This window comes from Sphingobacterium paludis, from assembly GCF_004364125.1.
Taxonomy (GTDB): domain Bacteria; phylum Bacteroidota; class Bacteroidia; order Sphingobacteriales; family Sphingobacteriaceae; genus Sphingobacterium; species Sphingobacterium paludis.
In genome coordinates this window covers 61,574-76,872 of the sequence record NZ_SNZV01000010.1, presented here as the reverse complement: position 1 = coordinate 76,872, position 15,299 = coordinate 61,574, and the positions used below count along the sequence as shown (strand labels likewise).

The 15,299-nt window shown below is 47.3% G+C and carries 7 protein-coding genes; 6 read left to right on the top strand and 1 reads right to left on the bottom strand.

All coding sequences use genetic code 11. The annotated features are described in order from the left end of the window. Positions 1-24: 24 nt before the first annotated feature. The 6 genes from B0I21_RS17605 (at position 25) to B0I21_RS17580 (ending at position 13,439) form a co-directional block, all read left to right on the top strand. Positions 25-3,204: a SusC/RagA family TonB-linked outer membrane protein gene (locus B0I21_RS17605; protein WP_133641802.1), complete on the top strand. Its 3,180-nt coding sequence runs from the start codon at positions 25-27 to the stop codon at positions 3,202-3,204. A 49-nt stretch (positions 3,205-3,253) separates the two neighbouring features. Continuing rightward, entirely contained in the window at positions 3,254-5,314 is a 2,061-nt protein-coding gene (locus B0I21_RS17600; RefSeq protein ID WP_133641801.1) for a RagB/SusD family nutrient uptake outer membrane protein, read from the top strand. Positions 5,315-5,375: 61 nt separating this feature from the next. Then, positions 5,376-6,191 (top strand): DUF3823 domain-containing protein, encoded by an 816-nt coding sequence (locus B0I21_RS17595; protein ID WP_133641800.1) that lies wholly within the window; start codon positions 5,376-5,378, stop codon positions 6,189-6,191. A 21-nt stretch (positions 6,192-6,212) separates the two neighbouring features. Further along, positions 6,213-8,393, top strand: a complete 2,181-nt coding sequence (locus tag B0I21_RS17590) for a hypothetical protein (protein WP_133641799.1) — start codon at positions 6,213-6,215, stop codon at positions 8,391-8,393. Positions 8,394-8,521: 128 nt separating this feature from the next. Further along, positions 8,522-10,810 carry a GH92 family glycosyl hydrolase gene (locus B0I21_RS17585; RefSeq protein WP_133641798.1) on the top strand — a complete coding sequence of 763 codons (2,289 nt, stop codon included), beginning with the start codon at positions 8,522-8,524 and terminating at the stop codon, positions 10,808-10,810. Between the two features lie 148 nt (positions 10,811-10,958). Next, the gene (locus B0I21_RS17580; protein WP_243836224.1) at positions 10,959-13,439 is read left to right on the top strand and encodes a glutaminase family protein; all 2,481 of its coding nucleotides are present in this window, start codon (positions 10,959-10,961) and stop codon (positions 13,437-13,439) included. A 231-nt stretch (positions 13,440-13,670) separates the two neighbouring features. Here the strand turns inward: B0I21_RS17580 and B0I21_RS17575 are convergent, their stop codons facing one another. After that, a complete protein-coding gene (locus tag B0I21_RS17575; protein WP_133641797.1) occupies positions 13,671-15,206 on the bottom strand; it encodes a family 43 glycosylhydrolase in 1,536 nt (511 codons plus the stop codon). Between the last annotated feature and the right edge of the window lie 93 nt (positions 15,207-15,299).

Here is a 15,299-nt window from a genome sequence, read left to right as displayed (position 1 = left end):
AACCCATAGCAAAAATAAACCTGTATGATTAAGAATTTAAAGATGGAAACGAGAACATGGATACAGACGGTAGTGTTTGTATTTCTCCTAATTCCTGCCATGTCGTTGGCACAAAATAGATATGTTTCCGGGATCGTGACGAGCGCTGACGGGCAGGCGCTTGCCGGCGTATCCATATCCGTGAAAGGAGCATCTCCGGAAGTGGCGACCAGCACCGATGTGGAAGGAAGGTACAGCATTCAGGCGCCTGCGGGCGCTGTGCTACATTTTTCCTTTGTCGGTTTTGTCCATGTGGAAGAGACCGTCGGCAGCAGAAGCCAGATAAACGTCGTTTTGCAGACGGATGAGTCGGCCTTGGATGAGGTGGTTGTTGTGGGCTACGGAACACAACGCAAAGTATCCCTCACCGGGGCTGTCTCGAACATTAAAGGCGACGAAATGAGACGCACCAAAAATGAAAACCCGCAAAATATGCTGACAGGGCGTATTCCGGGCGTGCGTGTTTGGCAGCGCAGTGCAGAGCCGGGAAATTTTAACAATAGTTTTGACATCCGCGGCCTAGGAAGCCCGTTGGTGGTGATTGATGGCATACCGCGTACCACCGCCGACTTTCAACGGCTGAATCCCAATGATATCGAAGATATATCCGTATTGAAAGATGCATCAGCAGCTATCTATGGTGTTCGCGCAGCAAATGGGGTAGTACTCGTCACCACAAAGAAAGGAACAAAAACAGGCAAGGCTAGCATAGCACTAAGTAGTGCCTACACCTTTCAAAAGCCATCGGGACTGCCCGTACTGGCCGACCCCTATGAAACGATGACCATCTACAATGAGATGGCCCGTAACAATATCGGATCGCCGTATGATATCATTTACACGCCAGAGCGTTTTGAAGCTTTTCGATCCGGAGAGAGCCGTACCACCGACTGGACATCGCTACTTTTTTCTGATTATGCGCCACAAAGCCAGTCCGATTTGAGTATAACCGGTGGCGGAGAGAAAACGCAATATTTCATCGGTATGGGCTACCTGTATCAAGAAGGGTTTTTCAAATCCGGAGATTTGAACTATAACAAGATCAATCTGCGTTCAACCATCAATACGGAAATTGCCAACGGCCTCACGTTTGACATCAACCTAAGCGGTGTATTAGACAAACGGAACAGCCCTTACTCTTCTTCGGTGGATATTATTCGGAACTATTGGCGGCAAGGTGTGCTCATTCCAGCCTACGCCGATCCGGGGAACACCATGCTGAACTATGAAGGATTGGATCTGGAAGAAAATAGCATCGCCAAAATGACCTCTGACATTTCGGGGTATCGTAACCGTGCCCAACGATATTTTCAATCTTCCGCTAGCCTGAACTATGATTTTGGTACCGCCACGGAGGTGCTTAAAGGTTTGTCAGCAAAGGCTTTGTTTAGTTACGATTTCCGTATGGATGATAATAATATCAATCGCCGGGAGTACTACCAATATGCATATAATCCGTTGACGGAAGTGTATGATCCAAAATTGTATAATATTAGTTCGCCCAATCAGATCCGGCGCGAGATGTTTAACAGGCAGCAAATGCTGGGGCAGTTTATTTTAAACTACAACAGAACATTTAATAGCGACCATCATGTCTCTGGTTTATTAGGGATGGAAGTACAAAAGCAGACGGGCGATAATTTCTACGCGCAACGCAATCTAGCCTTTGCCATGGATTATCTGTTTGGCGGTGTTGCCCAAGATCAGCAGGGCGGGATGAACAGCTCATTAAATGATATTTATGAACTATCCAATGCGGCGCTCTTCGGAAGAGCCAACTATACCTTCCGTGACCGCTATATTGCCGAAGCGCAATTTCGCTATGACGGTTCATCGAAATTCGTACCGGGACGTCAATGGGGTTTCTTTCCCTCGGCTTCCTTGGGTTGGCGAATCTCTGAAGAGCCATTCTTTAAAGATTGGTCGGCTATGTCTTTTGTGAACCAGCTGAAGCTGCGCGGAAGCTACGGTGTATTGGGCGACGATGGTCAGCTGGAATATGATTGGGCAACCGGCTACGTGTATCCAGCAACGTCTGGAAATGCCGAAAATGGCTATTACAACCAATATGCACCAGGTTACATGTTTGGAAACGAGTTTATCTATGGCGTTTCTACATTGGCATTGCCAAATCAGATGAGTACTTGGTTCACCTCGCATACCTTAAATCTAGGCGTTGACTTTGAAGGATGGAATGGTCTTTTCGGCTTTGCTGTGGATTATTTTGAACGGGAAAGAAAAGGGCTGTTTGCGCGCCGTTCGGGCGAGCTTCCTACAGTGATTGGCGCTACTGCTCCACGGGAAAACCTTGATAGCGACAAGCACTTTGGGATGGATGTGGAGCTTTCCCATAGGAACAAAATTGGTGAGCTGTCCTATCGCATGAAAGCCATTGCAACCATAACCCGGCAGAAGCACCTCGTAGGCTCGGAGAAAGGGCCTTGGGGAAATTCCTACGATCGCTGGCGTAATGACAACCTAAATAACCGCTACCAAGGCATGCAATTTGGATATGCCGGTGCCGGTCGTTATCTGGATTGGGATGATATCCGGAGCTTTCCGATCTACAAAGATCGCGACATACTGCCCGGTGATTACAAATACGAAGATTGGAACGGTGATGGCGAGATCAACGGCTTAGACATGCATCCGCAGGCGTTTGATAGTACGCCTTGGTTAAATTTTAGTTACAGTTTTGACGCCAATTATAGAAATTTTGATATGAGCTTCTTATTGCAAGGATCTGCCTTGGGCTCCATGCAATACAGAGAACCTTTGTATGCCATCTGGGGAAGTAATGGCGGTGGTGTGCTTGAACAATATACCGATCGTTGGCGCCCGGTAGATCCACAGGCGGATCCATGGGATCCTTCCATCGAATGGACCAGTGGCTATTATGGATTTTCAGGAAGCTATCCGTTTGAGACCTCTACTTTCAACCGCGTAAGTACCACCTACCTGCGTCTTAAGAGTATCGAACTGGGTTACACCCTGCCTAAATTTCGTGTAGGATCATCCATGAATATAAGGGTGTTTGCAAATGCCTATAATATATTCACATTCACAAAGGTGAAGTTCGTCGATCCGGAGCATCCAGAAGACGATTTGGGCCGGCTCTATCCGCTGAACAAAACATTTACGGCAGGGCTTTCGCTCGGCTTCTAACCTGTTTGTATTATGGATCCTATCAAGACAACAATCAAGTAACATACACATGAAAAAGATAATTCAATTTGCACTGGCGTTTATCGTGCTATTCGCCTCGTGTTCAGATTTTTTAGATATACCGCCAAAAAATATAATTGGCGATGACAACCTGCTGAGCAGTGAATCGGGGATGGACGTATACCTCGCCAGAATGTACAGCAATATGCCGTTCGAAGATTTTAAGTACATGGCTCAATGGGGTGTGGAATTCAATGGGTGGCTAGCGGCGATGGGTATTGAGGGTACGGGTGAAGCGCTTAACCGCGATGGTATTAGCTCCGCATTTACGGGCGAGCGCACACCCTATTGGGGGAAGGCGATGACCTTGCTGCGGGATGCCAATTACCTAATCGAGGCGCTCCCACAATATGGCACCTCATTCCCCGAGGATATCTACAACCACTATCTCGGCGAAGCCTACTTCGTGCGGGCAGTTGTATTTAATGCGATGGCCAGACGATTTGGCGGCGTGCCGTTGGTCACAAAAGTCATCCAGTATCCAGCCGATCAAGCGGAGCTGGAACTGCCTCGTGCGAGCGAGGAGGAAACCTGGAACCAAGTGTTGGCCGATTTTGACCAGGCCGCGCAACTGCTGTTGCCAGCAAGTCCTAAACGCGGATATGCCAATAAGAATGTAGCCTTGGCATTTAAGTCAGAAGCCATGCTCTACGCTGGAAGTGTAGCAAAATACAATGAAACAGTACCAGGCCGTCTTACCGGATTAGGAGAGAAGACGGGCGTACGGGTTATCGGCTTCGCGGAAAACGCATGGCAAGCGGCTTCTGCCAAATATTTTAGAGAGGCCTACCTCGCTGCACGAGCGGTGATGCAGAGTGGCAACTATGCGCTCTACAAGAAAAGATGGGCAGCAAATAGCCCGGAAGCGCAATATCAAAATATGGTTGATATGTTTAGCGATTTGGAAAGTCCGGAAAATATTTACATCAAGGAATACACGTTTCCGATCTCCACCCATGGATACGATGCCTATAGTGCACCCTTTATCTTTAAGGCACCTTTGGCATCAGGCACCTGTCCAACCCTAGACTTTATGGAGCTTTTTGAAGGTTTTGACCGTTATCCAGATGGTACCATTAAGGTGACCACTGGTAGTTCAAACACGCAGGGCGATTATTTGCTGTATGATAGCCCTATGGACTTTTTTAGAAATGCCGAACCTCGGTTACGCGCCTATGTTATTTTCCCGGGCGATCGCTTCAAGGGCGCAGATATTGAAGTTCGTGCAGGCATATATACCGGCGCCGTACCCGTACGACCGTTGTTTAACAACTATTCGTATCAAGCGGCGGAAAACAGGTATCAAAACCTAGATGCTTACCGCGCTACTCCGAAAACGCTTTATCTAAGTCCGCGGGAAGGAAATGCGCAGGAATTGGTGAACTACAACGGAAGACAAATGACTGCCGCCGGAGCTAACGGACCATTTTATGACAATGGAGAAGGAAATTTAACCGGCCTTTATGGGAGAAAATGGTTAAACCCAGACCCGTCGGCCGTAGCTGGTGAAGGGCGGTCGGATCAGCATTTTGTGCTCATGCGTTATGCCGAAGTACTGTTAAATGCTGCAGAAGCGGCCGTTGAACTTTCGCTCGCAGGAGAAAGATCGCCTGATGGATCAGACTTGATGCAGGTGGCCACACAAGCGGTGAATGATATTCGGGAGCGTGCGGGCGCATCGTTGCTCGCAGGGCAACTCACGCCAACAGAAAGCGGACGCAATACCGTGCGCAAGGAACGACGCAAAGAACTGGCGCTCGAGCATAAGTCCAAATGGGACATCCGCCGTTGGAGAGTGCAGCATTATGAAGGACGCAATGGTTTCTGGGGCGAAAATAGAAACAAGGATGCGTTTAGCAATAATATCCGCTATCGTTTCCGTGGGCTTTACCCGTTCTTTTCGACCAACAGTGGGAAATACTTTTTCGATGCTCGGTTTCAATGGGTGAGTTTGAAAACCTTTGAGTACAATGTGATCGACTATTATTTCGCTATTCCGGGAGGAGAAGTCGCAAAGAGTGCATTGATAGACCAGCAACCTAACCGATAAGGCTGCGGTGTATAGTGCGGAAGTAAGAATGAATTTGAACAAAGAAAATCAAAAAATAATCATGAAAAAGACAAGCATTTTTATATCGTTAACGTCTGTTTTCTTTTTGGCCTCGTGCAGTCTGTTCGAACTGGATAATTATCCAGCTCCGGCTGAAACACTGCAAGGGGAAGTGGTCGACGTAGCTACTGGAGCGCGTGTGCTAACGGACCAAGGAAGTGAAGGCATCCGGGTGCGCCTCATCGAGACGAGCTGGGGCGATAATGTGACCCCAAATCCAGATTTTTTCTGTATGCCAGACGGAAGTTTTCAAAACACGAAAGTTTTCAAAGGAACGTATAATGTACAGGTAGACGGTCCGTTCATCCCGTTATTGCGGGAGGATGAACGGGGTGTGCCTATTGCTGATGAAACAAAAGACATCGATATCGAAGGCGTTACCCAAGTTAAATTTGAGGTGCAGCCCTTTCTGAACGTGGAATGGGTGGGGGAACCTCAAGTGGTCAATGGCAAGATACAGGCCAAAGTTCGTGTGAGCCGAGGAGTGACAGAAGATGAGTTTCGTCAAAAAATTGAGCCCATGGGCGGCTATAACAGCAGTTTCCAGAACGTCACCGATATACAACTTTTTGTCAGCTATTCCTCGTCAGTGGGCTATCGAGCAAGAGACGAGCGCTGGACGAGCGCCATCGACTATACAGGATCAGCGTTTAATAGTCTGCTGGGGCAGACCGTCACCATCGAGTCAAACGGAACGATCCCCTCTGGCCGGATTGTCTTTATCCGCGCGGCGGCCCGTATTAACTACGATACCCCAGCGGGAAGCGGCACCAGACGCTATAACTATACGGCTGCGAAAGAAGTATTTGTGAATTAAGGACAGGAAAATAAATCGGCTATGAAAAATTGGACTGTATATGTAGGCATGGCCGTTCTGCTGGGAGGCGGATCGGTTATGGCCCAACAAAAAACAGATAGGGTAAAAACAACCTTTCAAACCTCGCGGGAATGGCGCCCGACGATTGATAATCGTGCCGATGCGGTGATGGTTTACGGTGTAGGGGGCAACCCCTCGGACAAGCACAAGCGGGTGCCCTTTGCCGAGCGCGTGAAATCATGGAAGGACCGCGGCTATACCGTACATTTTATGACGGGTATCGCGTGGGGCGAATACCAAGACTATTTCACCGGGCAATGGGATGGGCAGTGGCATTTGGATGAAGGGCAAGTAACCCAAGCTCAAGACACGATTTGGCATGGGCACCTGGTGCCCTATATCGTGCCAACGGATAATTTTCTAAAGTATCTGAAAGAACGCCACGTAAAGCCGGTGATCGACGCCGGCATAGATGCCATATTTATGGAGGAGCCGGAATTCTGGGCAAGGGCAGGATACAGCAAGTCTTTTAAGCGGGAATGGAAGAAATACTATGGTTTTGATTGGCGCCCGCAACACGAATCGCCACAGAATACGTACCTCGCAAACAAGCTTAAGTACCATCTCTACTACAAAGCCCTACAGGAGGTATTTACCTTTGCTAAAACATATGGAAAATCCAAAGGTATGGATGTGAAATGCTACGTGCCTACACATTCCCTCGTCAACTACGCCCAATGGATGATCGTATCGCCAGAGGCTAGCTTGGCCTCCCTGCCAGCGGTGGATGGCTATATAGCGCAGGTGTGGACGGGGACCTCCAGAGAACCGAACTATTTTAATGGAAAAGAGAAAGAGCGCGTCTTTGAAACCGCATACCTAGAGTACGGTTCCATGGCGTCGATGACAGCGCCAACCGGTCGAAAAATGTTCTTTTTAACGGATCCTATCGAGGATCGTGCGAAAGATTGGGTAGATTATAAAACCAATTATCAAGCTACCTTTGTGGCGCAGCTGCTGTATCCGCAGATAGCCGATTATGAGGTCATGCCTTGGCCGGAGCGTATCTACGAAGGGCTATACAGAACCAATCCAAACAGTGATCAAAAACAGCGAATTCCGCGTCATTATTCCACGCAGATGCAGGTCATGATAAACTCCTTGAATCAGATGCCCTTGAGCGACAATAAATTGTCGGGCAGCGAAGGCATATCGGTATTGATGGCTAATTCGTTGATGTTTCAACGTTTCCCCACGCACGCGGGCTATGACGATCCACAGTTGGCCAACTTTTATGGCCTCACGCTTCCTTTTTTGAAACGCGGGGTGCCTGTAAAGACCGTCCATATCGAGAACCTTGGATTTGAAAAGGCATTGACGGATACCAAAGTGTTGCTGATGACCTACGCGAACATGAAGCCATTGGATCCGATTGCACATGAGCAGCTGGCCGCCTGGGTGAAGTCGGGTGGGCAATTGATCTATTGCGGCACGGATAAAGATCCGTTCCAGACGGTGCAGGAATGGTGGAACACCAAAGGCAATATCTATCCAGCTCCTGCAGATCACCTTTTTGAAAAAATGGGCATCGCTGCTGGGGCTAACGATGGTTTGTATGCCTTTGGGAAAGGGGCGGTGCAGATTATGCGAGTAGATCCTAAGGAATTTGTCCTGAAAACAAACTATAGCCAGCAGCTGACGAAGTTGGCTCAAGAGCGTTATCAAGCGGCTACTAAAGAAACATTAGTATTTAAGAATAACTTTCACCTGCAACGTGGCCCATTTGAGCTGCTCGCGGTGCTGGATGAAAGCGTTAACGAAGATAACTATACCATCAATGGGATGCTGATCGATCTCTTTGACCCAAAGCTTCCCGTATATCGGACGCGATCTATATCCCCGGGCGAGCAGGCCTATTTTTTAAACGTTGATTTGGTTAAAGACAAGCAAAAGCCACAAGTGCTAGCCGCCGCCAGTCGGGTGTACGATGAGCAGATGGGCAAATCAAATTATTCCTATGTCGCTAAAAGTCCTATAGAGACAACGAACATATCGAGGATACTGCTGCCCAAACGGCCAAGAAGTGTGCTAGTGAATGGCGCAGAGGTGTTTGACCAGCAACACTGGGATGAGGCATCCAACACCTACCTGCTAGGCTTTGAGAATAACCCGGAAGGCATTGCCGTGAAGTTTTTGTGGTAAACCGACAACGTATTGGTCATCGTGACTGCAATTAAAAAATAAGGTATGAAATGTCCATCTTTGGAAAGCGCAAACCCGCATGAATTTGCCAGCTGGCAAATGGCCGTTAACACACAAATGATATACATATGAAACACAATTCTTTTTTTCTGTTTGCCTTATTATGGATGCTGTCTATCCAGAAAATTGCCGCACAATCGCTGCAACCGGTAGATTATGTGAGCACATTAGTGGGGACGTTATCCAAGTATGAACTTTCGACAGGAAATACCTATCCCGCTATTGCCCGTCCATGGGGCATGAACTTTTGGACGCCGCAGACCGGAGATATGGGAGACGGATGGGTATACACCTATTCGGCCGACAAGATTAAAGGCTTTAAGCAAACCCATCAACCCAGTCCGTGGAATAACGATTATGGACAGTTTTCGTTGATGCCTATAACAGGAAAGCCTTTATTTGACCAAAATGCGCGAGCCAGTTGGTATTCACATAAAGCGGAAATAGCAAAGCCCTACTATTATAGTGTATTCTTAGCAGATCACGGTATAACGACAGAGTTCAGCCCGTCAGAACGGGCCGTCGTCTTTCAATTTACTTTCCCCGAAACGGATAGTGCATATGTTGTCATCGATGCTTTTGATAAGGGCTCTTTCGTGAAGCTGATCCCCGAAGAAAATAAGATTATCGGATACAATACGCGCAACAGTGGGGGTACACCCGAGAACTTCAAGAACTATTTTGTTATTGAATTCGACCAACCGTTGGACAGCTATTTTTTAGTAGACAACGGCAACCTGAAAGCCCAAAAAGGTCTTGAGGTAACCACAGATCACGCAGGAGCGATTGTCGGATTCAAAGGACTAAAAAAAGGGCAGCAGATAACGGCTCGCGTCGCTTCCTCATTCATTAGTTTTGAACAAGCCTCCTTAAATTTAAAGGAGGTACGTGGGAAGTCACTGCAGGAGGTTGCAAATGAAGGGCGTGCCGCGTGGAACGATGTTCTTGGACGTGTGCAGATTAAAGATAAGAATCTAGAACGTTTGCAGACTTTTTATTCCTGTCTATACCGTTCTACGCTCTTTCCCCGCGACCTTTCCGAAATAGATGCGTCCGGAAATCGCGTACACTACAGCCCATATAACGGAAAAGTACTACCCGGAGAGATGTTTACTGATACAGGTTTTTGGGACACGTTCCGTAGCTTGTTTCCGTTACTGAATTTGTTGTATCCTTCGATGAACGACCGCATGCAGGAAGGCCTCGTTAACGCGTATAAAGAAAGTGGCTTTTTACCCGAATGGGCTTCCCCGGGACATCGCGCCTCCATGATCGGAAACAATTCGGCCTCTGTTGTGGCAGATGCCTATCTGACCGGGCGAAAGGGCTACGACCCAATGCTACTTTGGGAAGCCGTGCAATGGGGAACAAATAACGTGCACCCTACGAATACCTCTACTGGAAGATACGGCCATGAGCTGTATAATACTTTAGGATACATTCCTGCAGATGCGGGAATATCGCAAAATGCTGCGCGAACATTGGAATATGCCTATAATGATTGGTGTATATATCAGTTTGGCAAGGCTTTAGGACGACCAGACGCCGAAACCAACATATATGCCGAAAGGGCACTTAATTATAAAAACCTGTACGATCCATCCACGAAGCTGATGCGAGGAAAGAATAAAGATGGGACATTTGTTAAAAATTTTGACCCCAGCGCCTGGTCAAAGGAGTTTACGGAAGGCAACTCGTGGCATTGGAGCTTTTGTGTATTCCATGATCCGCAAGGGTTGATCGACCTGATGGGAGGCGATAATGCATTCACCGCGATGTTAGACACCGTATTTGTGGTGCCTAGCCAAGAGGGAATGAAAAGCCGCAGTATGATTCATGAAATGCGTGAAATGCAGATTATGAACATGGGGCAGTATGCGCATGGTAACCAACCTATACAGCACATGCCGTACTTATATAATTATTCTGCCTCTCCTTGGAAGGCGCAGAATAAGGTGCGCGAGATCATGGATAAGCTCTATTCCGCAGGCCCGGATGGCTATTGCGGTGACGAAGATAATGGACAAACGTCAGCCTGGTATGTGTTTTCATCCTTAGGTTTTTATCCGGTTGCGCCAGGGGCTGGCGAATATGTGTTGGGGTCTCCGCAGTTTGATGAAGTAACCGTGAGCCTTGAGAATGGAAAAAAAATAATTATCTCCGCAGAAAATCAGTCCAAAGAAAGTGTCTACGTGAATCAGCTACGTGTCAACGGAAAAAAATATACACAAAACTATTTGCGTATCGAAGATTTGTATAAGGGGGCTAAACTTAACTTTAGCATGTCCGCACAACCTAATTTTTCTAGAGGTACAGCAGCGGCGGATAAACCGTATTCTTTTTCTCGAGGCCGTTAAAAAGGGAAAAGTGAAGCAGCTTAGCAATGCGTGCTTAAGGAAAACGAAAAATGAACAGTTGGTGCCATTTTTTGAATATTATCTGATAGTTAGGGCAAGGAACCTTAGCGTATCTTTAACACAAGTGATAAACTGAATAAAATACAATATGACAGAAATAATGAAGTGTAGCAGACGAGGAGTGCGTAGATGCTTATGGCTGTTCGCGTCGGTTTTCAGTGTGCTGGCGGCTTCCGCCCAGAACAACCAGGCTCGGAAGGCTCCAGCTTATCCTTTGGTGACCCATAATCCCAATTTCAGTATTTGGTCAACGAGCGATGTGCTGACCGATAAGGCTACAGAGCATTGGACGGGGGTGGCACATGGCTTGACCGGGTACCTCGAGGTAGATGGCACAACCTATCGTTTTATGGGCATGGATGCTCCGCAGTACCAAACGATTATGCCACGTGTAGGAGAAGAGGGGAAAGCAGCGGTGATGTATACCGAGAAAGCCCAAGCGAAGGATTGGCAGGCATTAAGTTTCAAAGCCGCTGATTGGAAGGAGGGCGTGCTGCCCATCTCTGATAATAAATCGGTATCCGGCACATTTTGGAATTCCGATAACATATGGGTGAGGCGGGAGTTTTCGCTGGATAAAGTAGTTCAAAATGAACCGTTGTATCTGAAATTACATCATGATGATAATGTCGAAGTGTACCTCAATGGGAAACTTGTTTTTGAGAAGGAGGGATGGAATAATAGCTTTGAGTATTTTGATATTTCGTCCAAAGCCAAAGGGCTGCTGCGTGTAGGCAACAATGTACTTGCGATACATGTAAAGAATACAGCGGGCGGGCGGTTTCTCGATGTTGACTTGGTAAGCAAGCTACCATCTGGCAAGGCAGGCGTGGCTGTTGCGCAGCAAACGGGCGTAGATGTGCATGCCACACAAACGGTGTATACATTTGACTGTGCCGGCGTCGCCCTAAAAGTAACGTTCACTTCACCACTCTTGCTAGACAATCTTGATCTTCTCGCGCGGCCTGTTTCTTACATTGCCTACGAGGTCAGCTCGAAAGATGGCAAGCAACATCGTGTTAAGGTTCACCAAGAAGTGTCTTCGGACATCGCGGTATACATGTCCGATCAGCAAGAAGTCGAAGGATGGGCTTACACGGATGGAGAACTTTCTATCCTGAAGGCGGGTACTGTCGAACAGCCAACTTTACAAAAAGGCGCAGACGATATGCGTATCGACTGGGGTTACCTATACGTTGCGGCACCTGCAGGTAAAGATGTCAAACAATACCTGTCGGGGAGCAATGCACAAAAAAAGGACAGTCCATATCGCGGCAAATCGCTATCGTTGCATACCGAAATCTCATTAGGCGCGGTGGGAACTTCCCCTGTAGAGCGTTTTCTAACCATCGGATATGATGAAGTGATCGCTATTCAGTATTTTAACCAAGATCTACGCCCTTGGTGGAACAAAAATGGCGACCGTGCTTTCGAATCGCAACTACAGGCTGCGGTGGAAGATTATAAAATACTAATGCAGCGCTGTGCTGATTTTGATAAAACCCTACAACAGCAGGCTTATGCGGCCGGAGGAGAAGAATATGCACAGCTCTGTGTTATAGCATATAGACAGAGTATCGCTGCGCATACCTTAGTGGAAGGGCCGGCAAAAGAAGTATTGTGGTTATCCAAAGAAAATAATAGCGGCGGATTTATCAACACGGTGGATGTGACCTACCCATCATCACCTTTGTACCTGCTCTACAACCCGGTGTTGCTGCAGGGCATGCTCAATGGTATTTTCCATTTCAGTGAAAGCGGAAAGTACCCACATCCGTGGGCTGCACATGACCTGGGAACGTATCCGCGCGCGAATGGACAGACCTACGGCGAGCCGATGCCCGTCGAGGAGTCAGGAAATATGCTCATTATGACAGCAGCGATAGCGCAAGCCGAACGCAATGCCGCATATGCGGCTAAACATTGGGACATATTAACCAAGTGGACGGATTACCTCGTCAAAGAAGGGCTCGATCCAAAAACGCAGCTTTGTACCGATGACTTCGCTGGCCACCTTGCTCGGAATGCCAATCTTTCGCTGAAAGCGATTATGGGTATCGCCAGCTATGCACGGCTTGCAGAACTGCTGGGAAAGAAAGATGTTGCAGATCGCTATCAGAAGATTGCGCAGGAGATGGTGCCCAAATGGATGGCCATGGCCGATGGCGGAGACCACTACGCACTTACCTTTGATGACCCCAATACCTGGAGCCAAAAATATAACCTCGTCTGGGATAAGGTTTTAGATTTTGGCTTGTTTCCAAAAACGGTGGCTGCAAAGGAAATTGCCTATTACTTGCCGCGTATGAATCGTTTCGGCTTACCCTTGGACAGCCGGAAGAACTATACGAAAAATGACTGGATACTATGGACGGCAGTCTTGACAACGGACCGGCCGACCTTCGAAAAGTTTATACACCCGGTGTTTCAACATGCGATTGAAACACCATCCCGCGTGCCGCTGAACGATTTCTATGATTCTACGAATGGTATTCGGGAAAATTTTAAAGCGCGTAGCGTTGTCGGTGGATTCTACATGAAGATGTTAGCAGATAAGTGGAGTAAATAGAAGTTGTTAGGGCGTGAGCGATAAGCTCATGCCCACAACGAATTTTCCATCATCCAATCCGCAAACATATTCTTTACCTTCCCGCCTAGGGAAGGAAATAGTAAAGATTTGATCAACGTCATTCTTTTAGTACATGGCTTTCGATCGCTGTCAAACGGTATGGTGTAATGCGATGGGTCAGTGTGGTACTTTAATCTTATCGCTCCCTACCTTCATTACCACTTGTGTTTATTAATGCCTCTTCATTTTGAAGTAGCTAAAAACGGCAGGCTCATTTGCGTTGCCTACATGTATTAGGCCGGGGCGTGCAACACGATCCCATCGGGTCAGCGCAGCGGCATCTATAGCTTCCTTATTTATTTTATTCCAGGCTTGACCGTCTGTGCTCCAAAAGAAATCACAATACACACCACGGGTTACTTCAACTTTGAGGTACATAGGATCTGCTTTGTGAACGATTGTTTGAAGTAAGGTTTCTTGTCCATCCTTCACCGATTTTAAATGAAGTTCCTTGCCCTGAGTATACAAAAGAAAAAGGTTTTTATGATCTCCGTAAAGCGTTAATCCTTTTGCCGCATCATTCTGATTAACAACCTGCGTCTCAAAGCTGTAGTGTTGAGTCGTCGGGCGGATACACATCACGGTTCCGTAGTTATTGTCCGACTTTGGCGTTCCTTTTAAATGAAGCTGTTTATTTGCTAGTTCGAATTCGTTAGTCGCAAAAGCGTAATTCCATGTCCATGCTGGTTTCAGGCTTTGGCTATCAAATGAGTCCTCAAAATCCGGAGTTTCCTTCTGCTTCTTGGCAGCCTCGATCAGCTGTTGATTGCGGACAGCTTCTTTTCCGGTAACAAAGTAAGGCCAACCTGCTGCGTCCATTTTGATCTGTTGCAGAATAGGCTGACGCCCCTGATAGACATTGTCGCCGGCAAGATAGCCGTGGCATAAATAATAGTGGTTATCGTCCAAGCCTTTTACTCCCGTTCCGTGCCCTACAGAAACGTATTCCTTGCCGCCGGTTAAGATCGGATTACCTTCATATTTTTCGTAAGGTCCGGTAAAGCTTTTGGCGCGTGCCACGCGGACATCATAGTTGCTTTTCGGGCCGCAGCAGTCGCGAGCAGCATAGATCAAATAATAATAGTCACCCTCTTTGTAATGATATTGGCCTTCCATACCAATGCCTTCATCATCGCGCAGCAAGGAAAACAGCTCTCCTTCCAGCCGTAAACCATCGGCAGACAATTTACTTCCAACAATTTCAATGTTTCTTTCATCCAGCCCATATGCTTTCCAAGTGATGTACAGTTGGCCCTCATCCTCAAAAACAAAAGCGTCTATAGCCTCTGTTCCGTGATCGATCAGGATGCCATGATCCACAAACGGACCTTCCGGAGAATTAGCTATCGCAACGCCAATGCAGGTTACGCCATCGGAACGGCGTCGAGCCGTATAGTAACAATACACTTTTCCATTGAGCTCGTAGAGCTCGGGTGCCCAAAAAGAAGATGACGTCCATTCGGGTTGAACGTCGAAAATATGTCCGATTTGTGTCCAATTGATCAGATCCTTAGATTTAAAGTAGGGATAAAAGGGCGCCCACTCCGACGATGTAGATGTTGCGTAATAGGTGTCATGGATACGGATGACACTAGGGTCAGCGAGATCGCCTGAAATAACGGGGTTTGTGAATTTTTGTGTGGATGAGCACGCGGTGAGTAGCACTAATAAAATTAAATATAGAGGGCATGGAATGAATGTATTCATAAGTGGGTTAGCTTCGTTTCATAAAGGATTACACGTCCAGTGTGCATATAGATGCTTAGGTTTTACGTATGCCCGCTCGTGGCAATAGTGTAG

Coding starts and splice junctions, on each gene's coding strand:
- B0I21_RS17605 (WP_133641802.1), top strand. CDS start 25: ATGATTAAGAATTTAAAGATGGAAACGAGAACATGGATACAGACGGTA.
- B0I21_RS17600 (WP_133641801.1), top strand. CDS start 3,254: ATGAAAAAGATAATTCAATTTGCACTGGCGTTTATCGTGCTATTCGCC.
- B0I21_RS17595 (WP_133641800.1), top strand. CDS start 5,376: ATGAAAAAGACAAGCATTTTTATATCGTTAACGTCTGTTTTCTTTTTG.
- B0I21_RS17590 (WP_133641799.1), top strand. CDS start 6,213: ATGAAAAATTGGACTGTATATGTAGGCATGGCCGTTCTGCTGGGAGGC.
- B0I21_RS17585 (WP_133641798.1), top strand. CDS start 8,522: ATGAAACACAATTCTTTTTTTCTGTTTGCCTTATTATGGATGCTGTCT.
- B0I21_RS17580 (WP_243836224.1), top strand. CDS start 10,959: ATGACAGAAATAATGAAGTGTAGCAGACGAGGAGTGCGTAGATGCTTA.
- B0I21_RS17575 (WP_133641797.1), bottom strand. CDS start 15,206: ATGAATACATTCATTCCATGCCCTCTATATTTAATTTTATTAGTGCTA.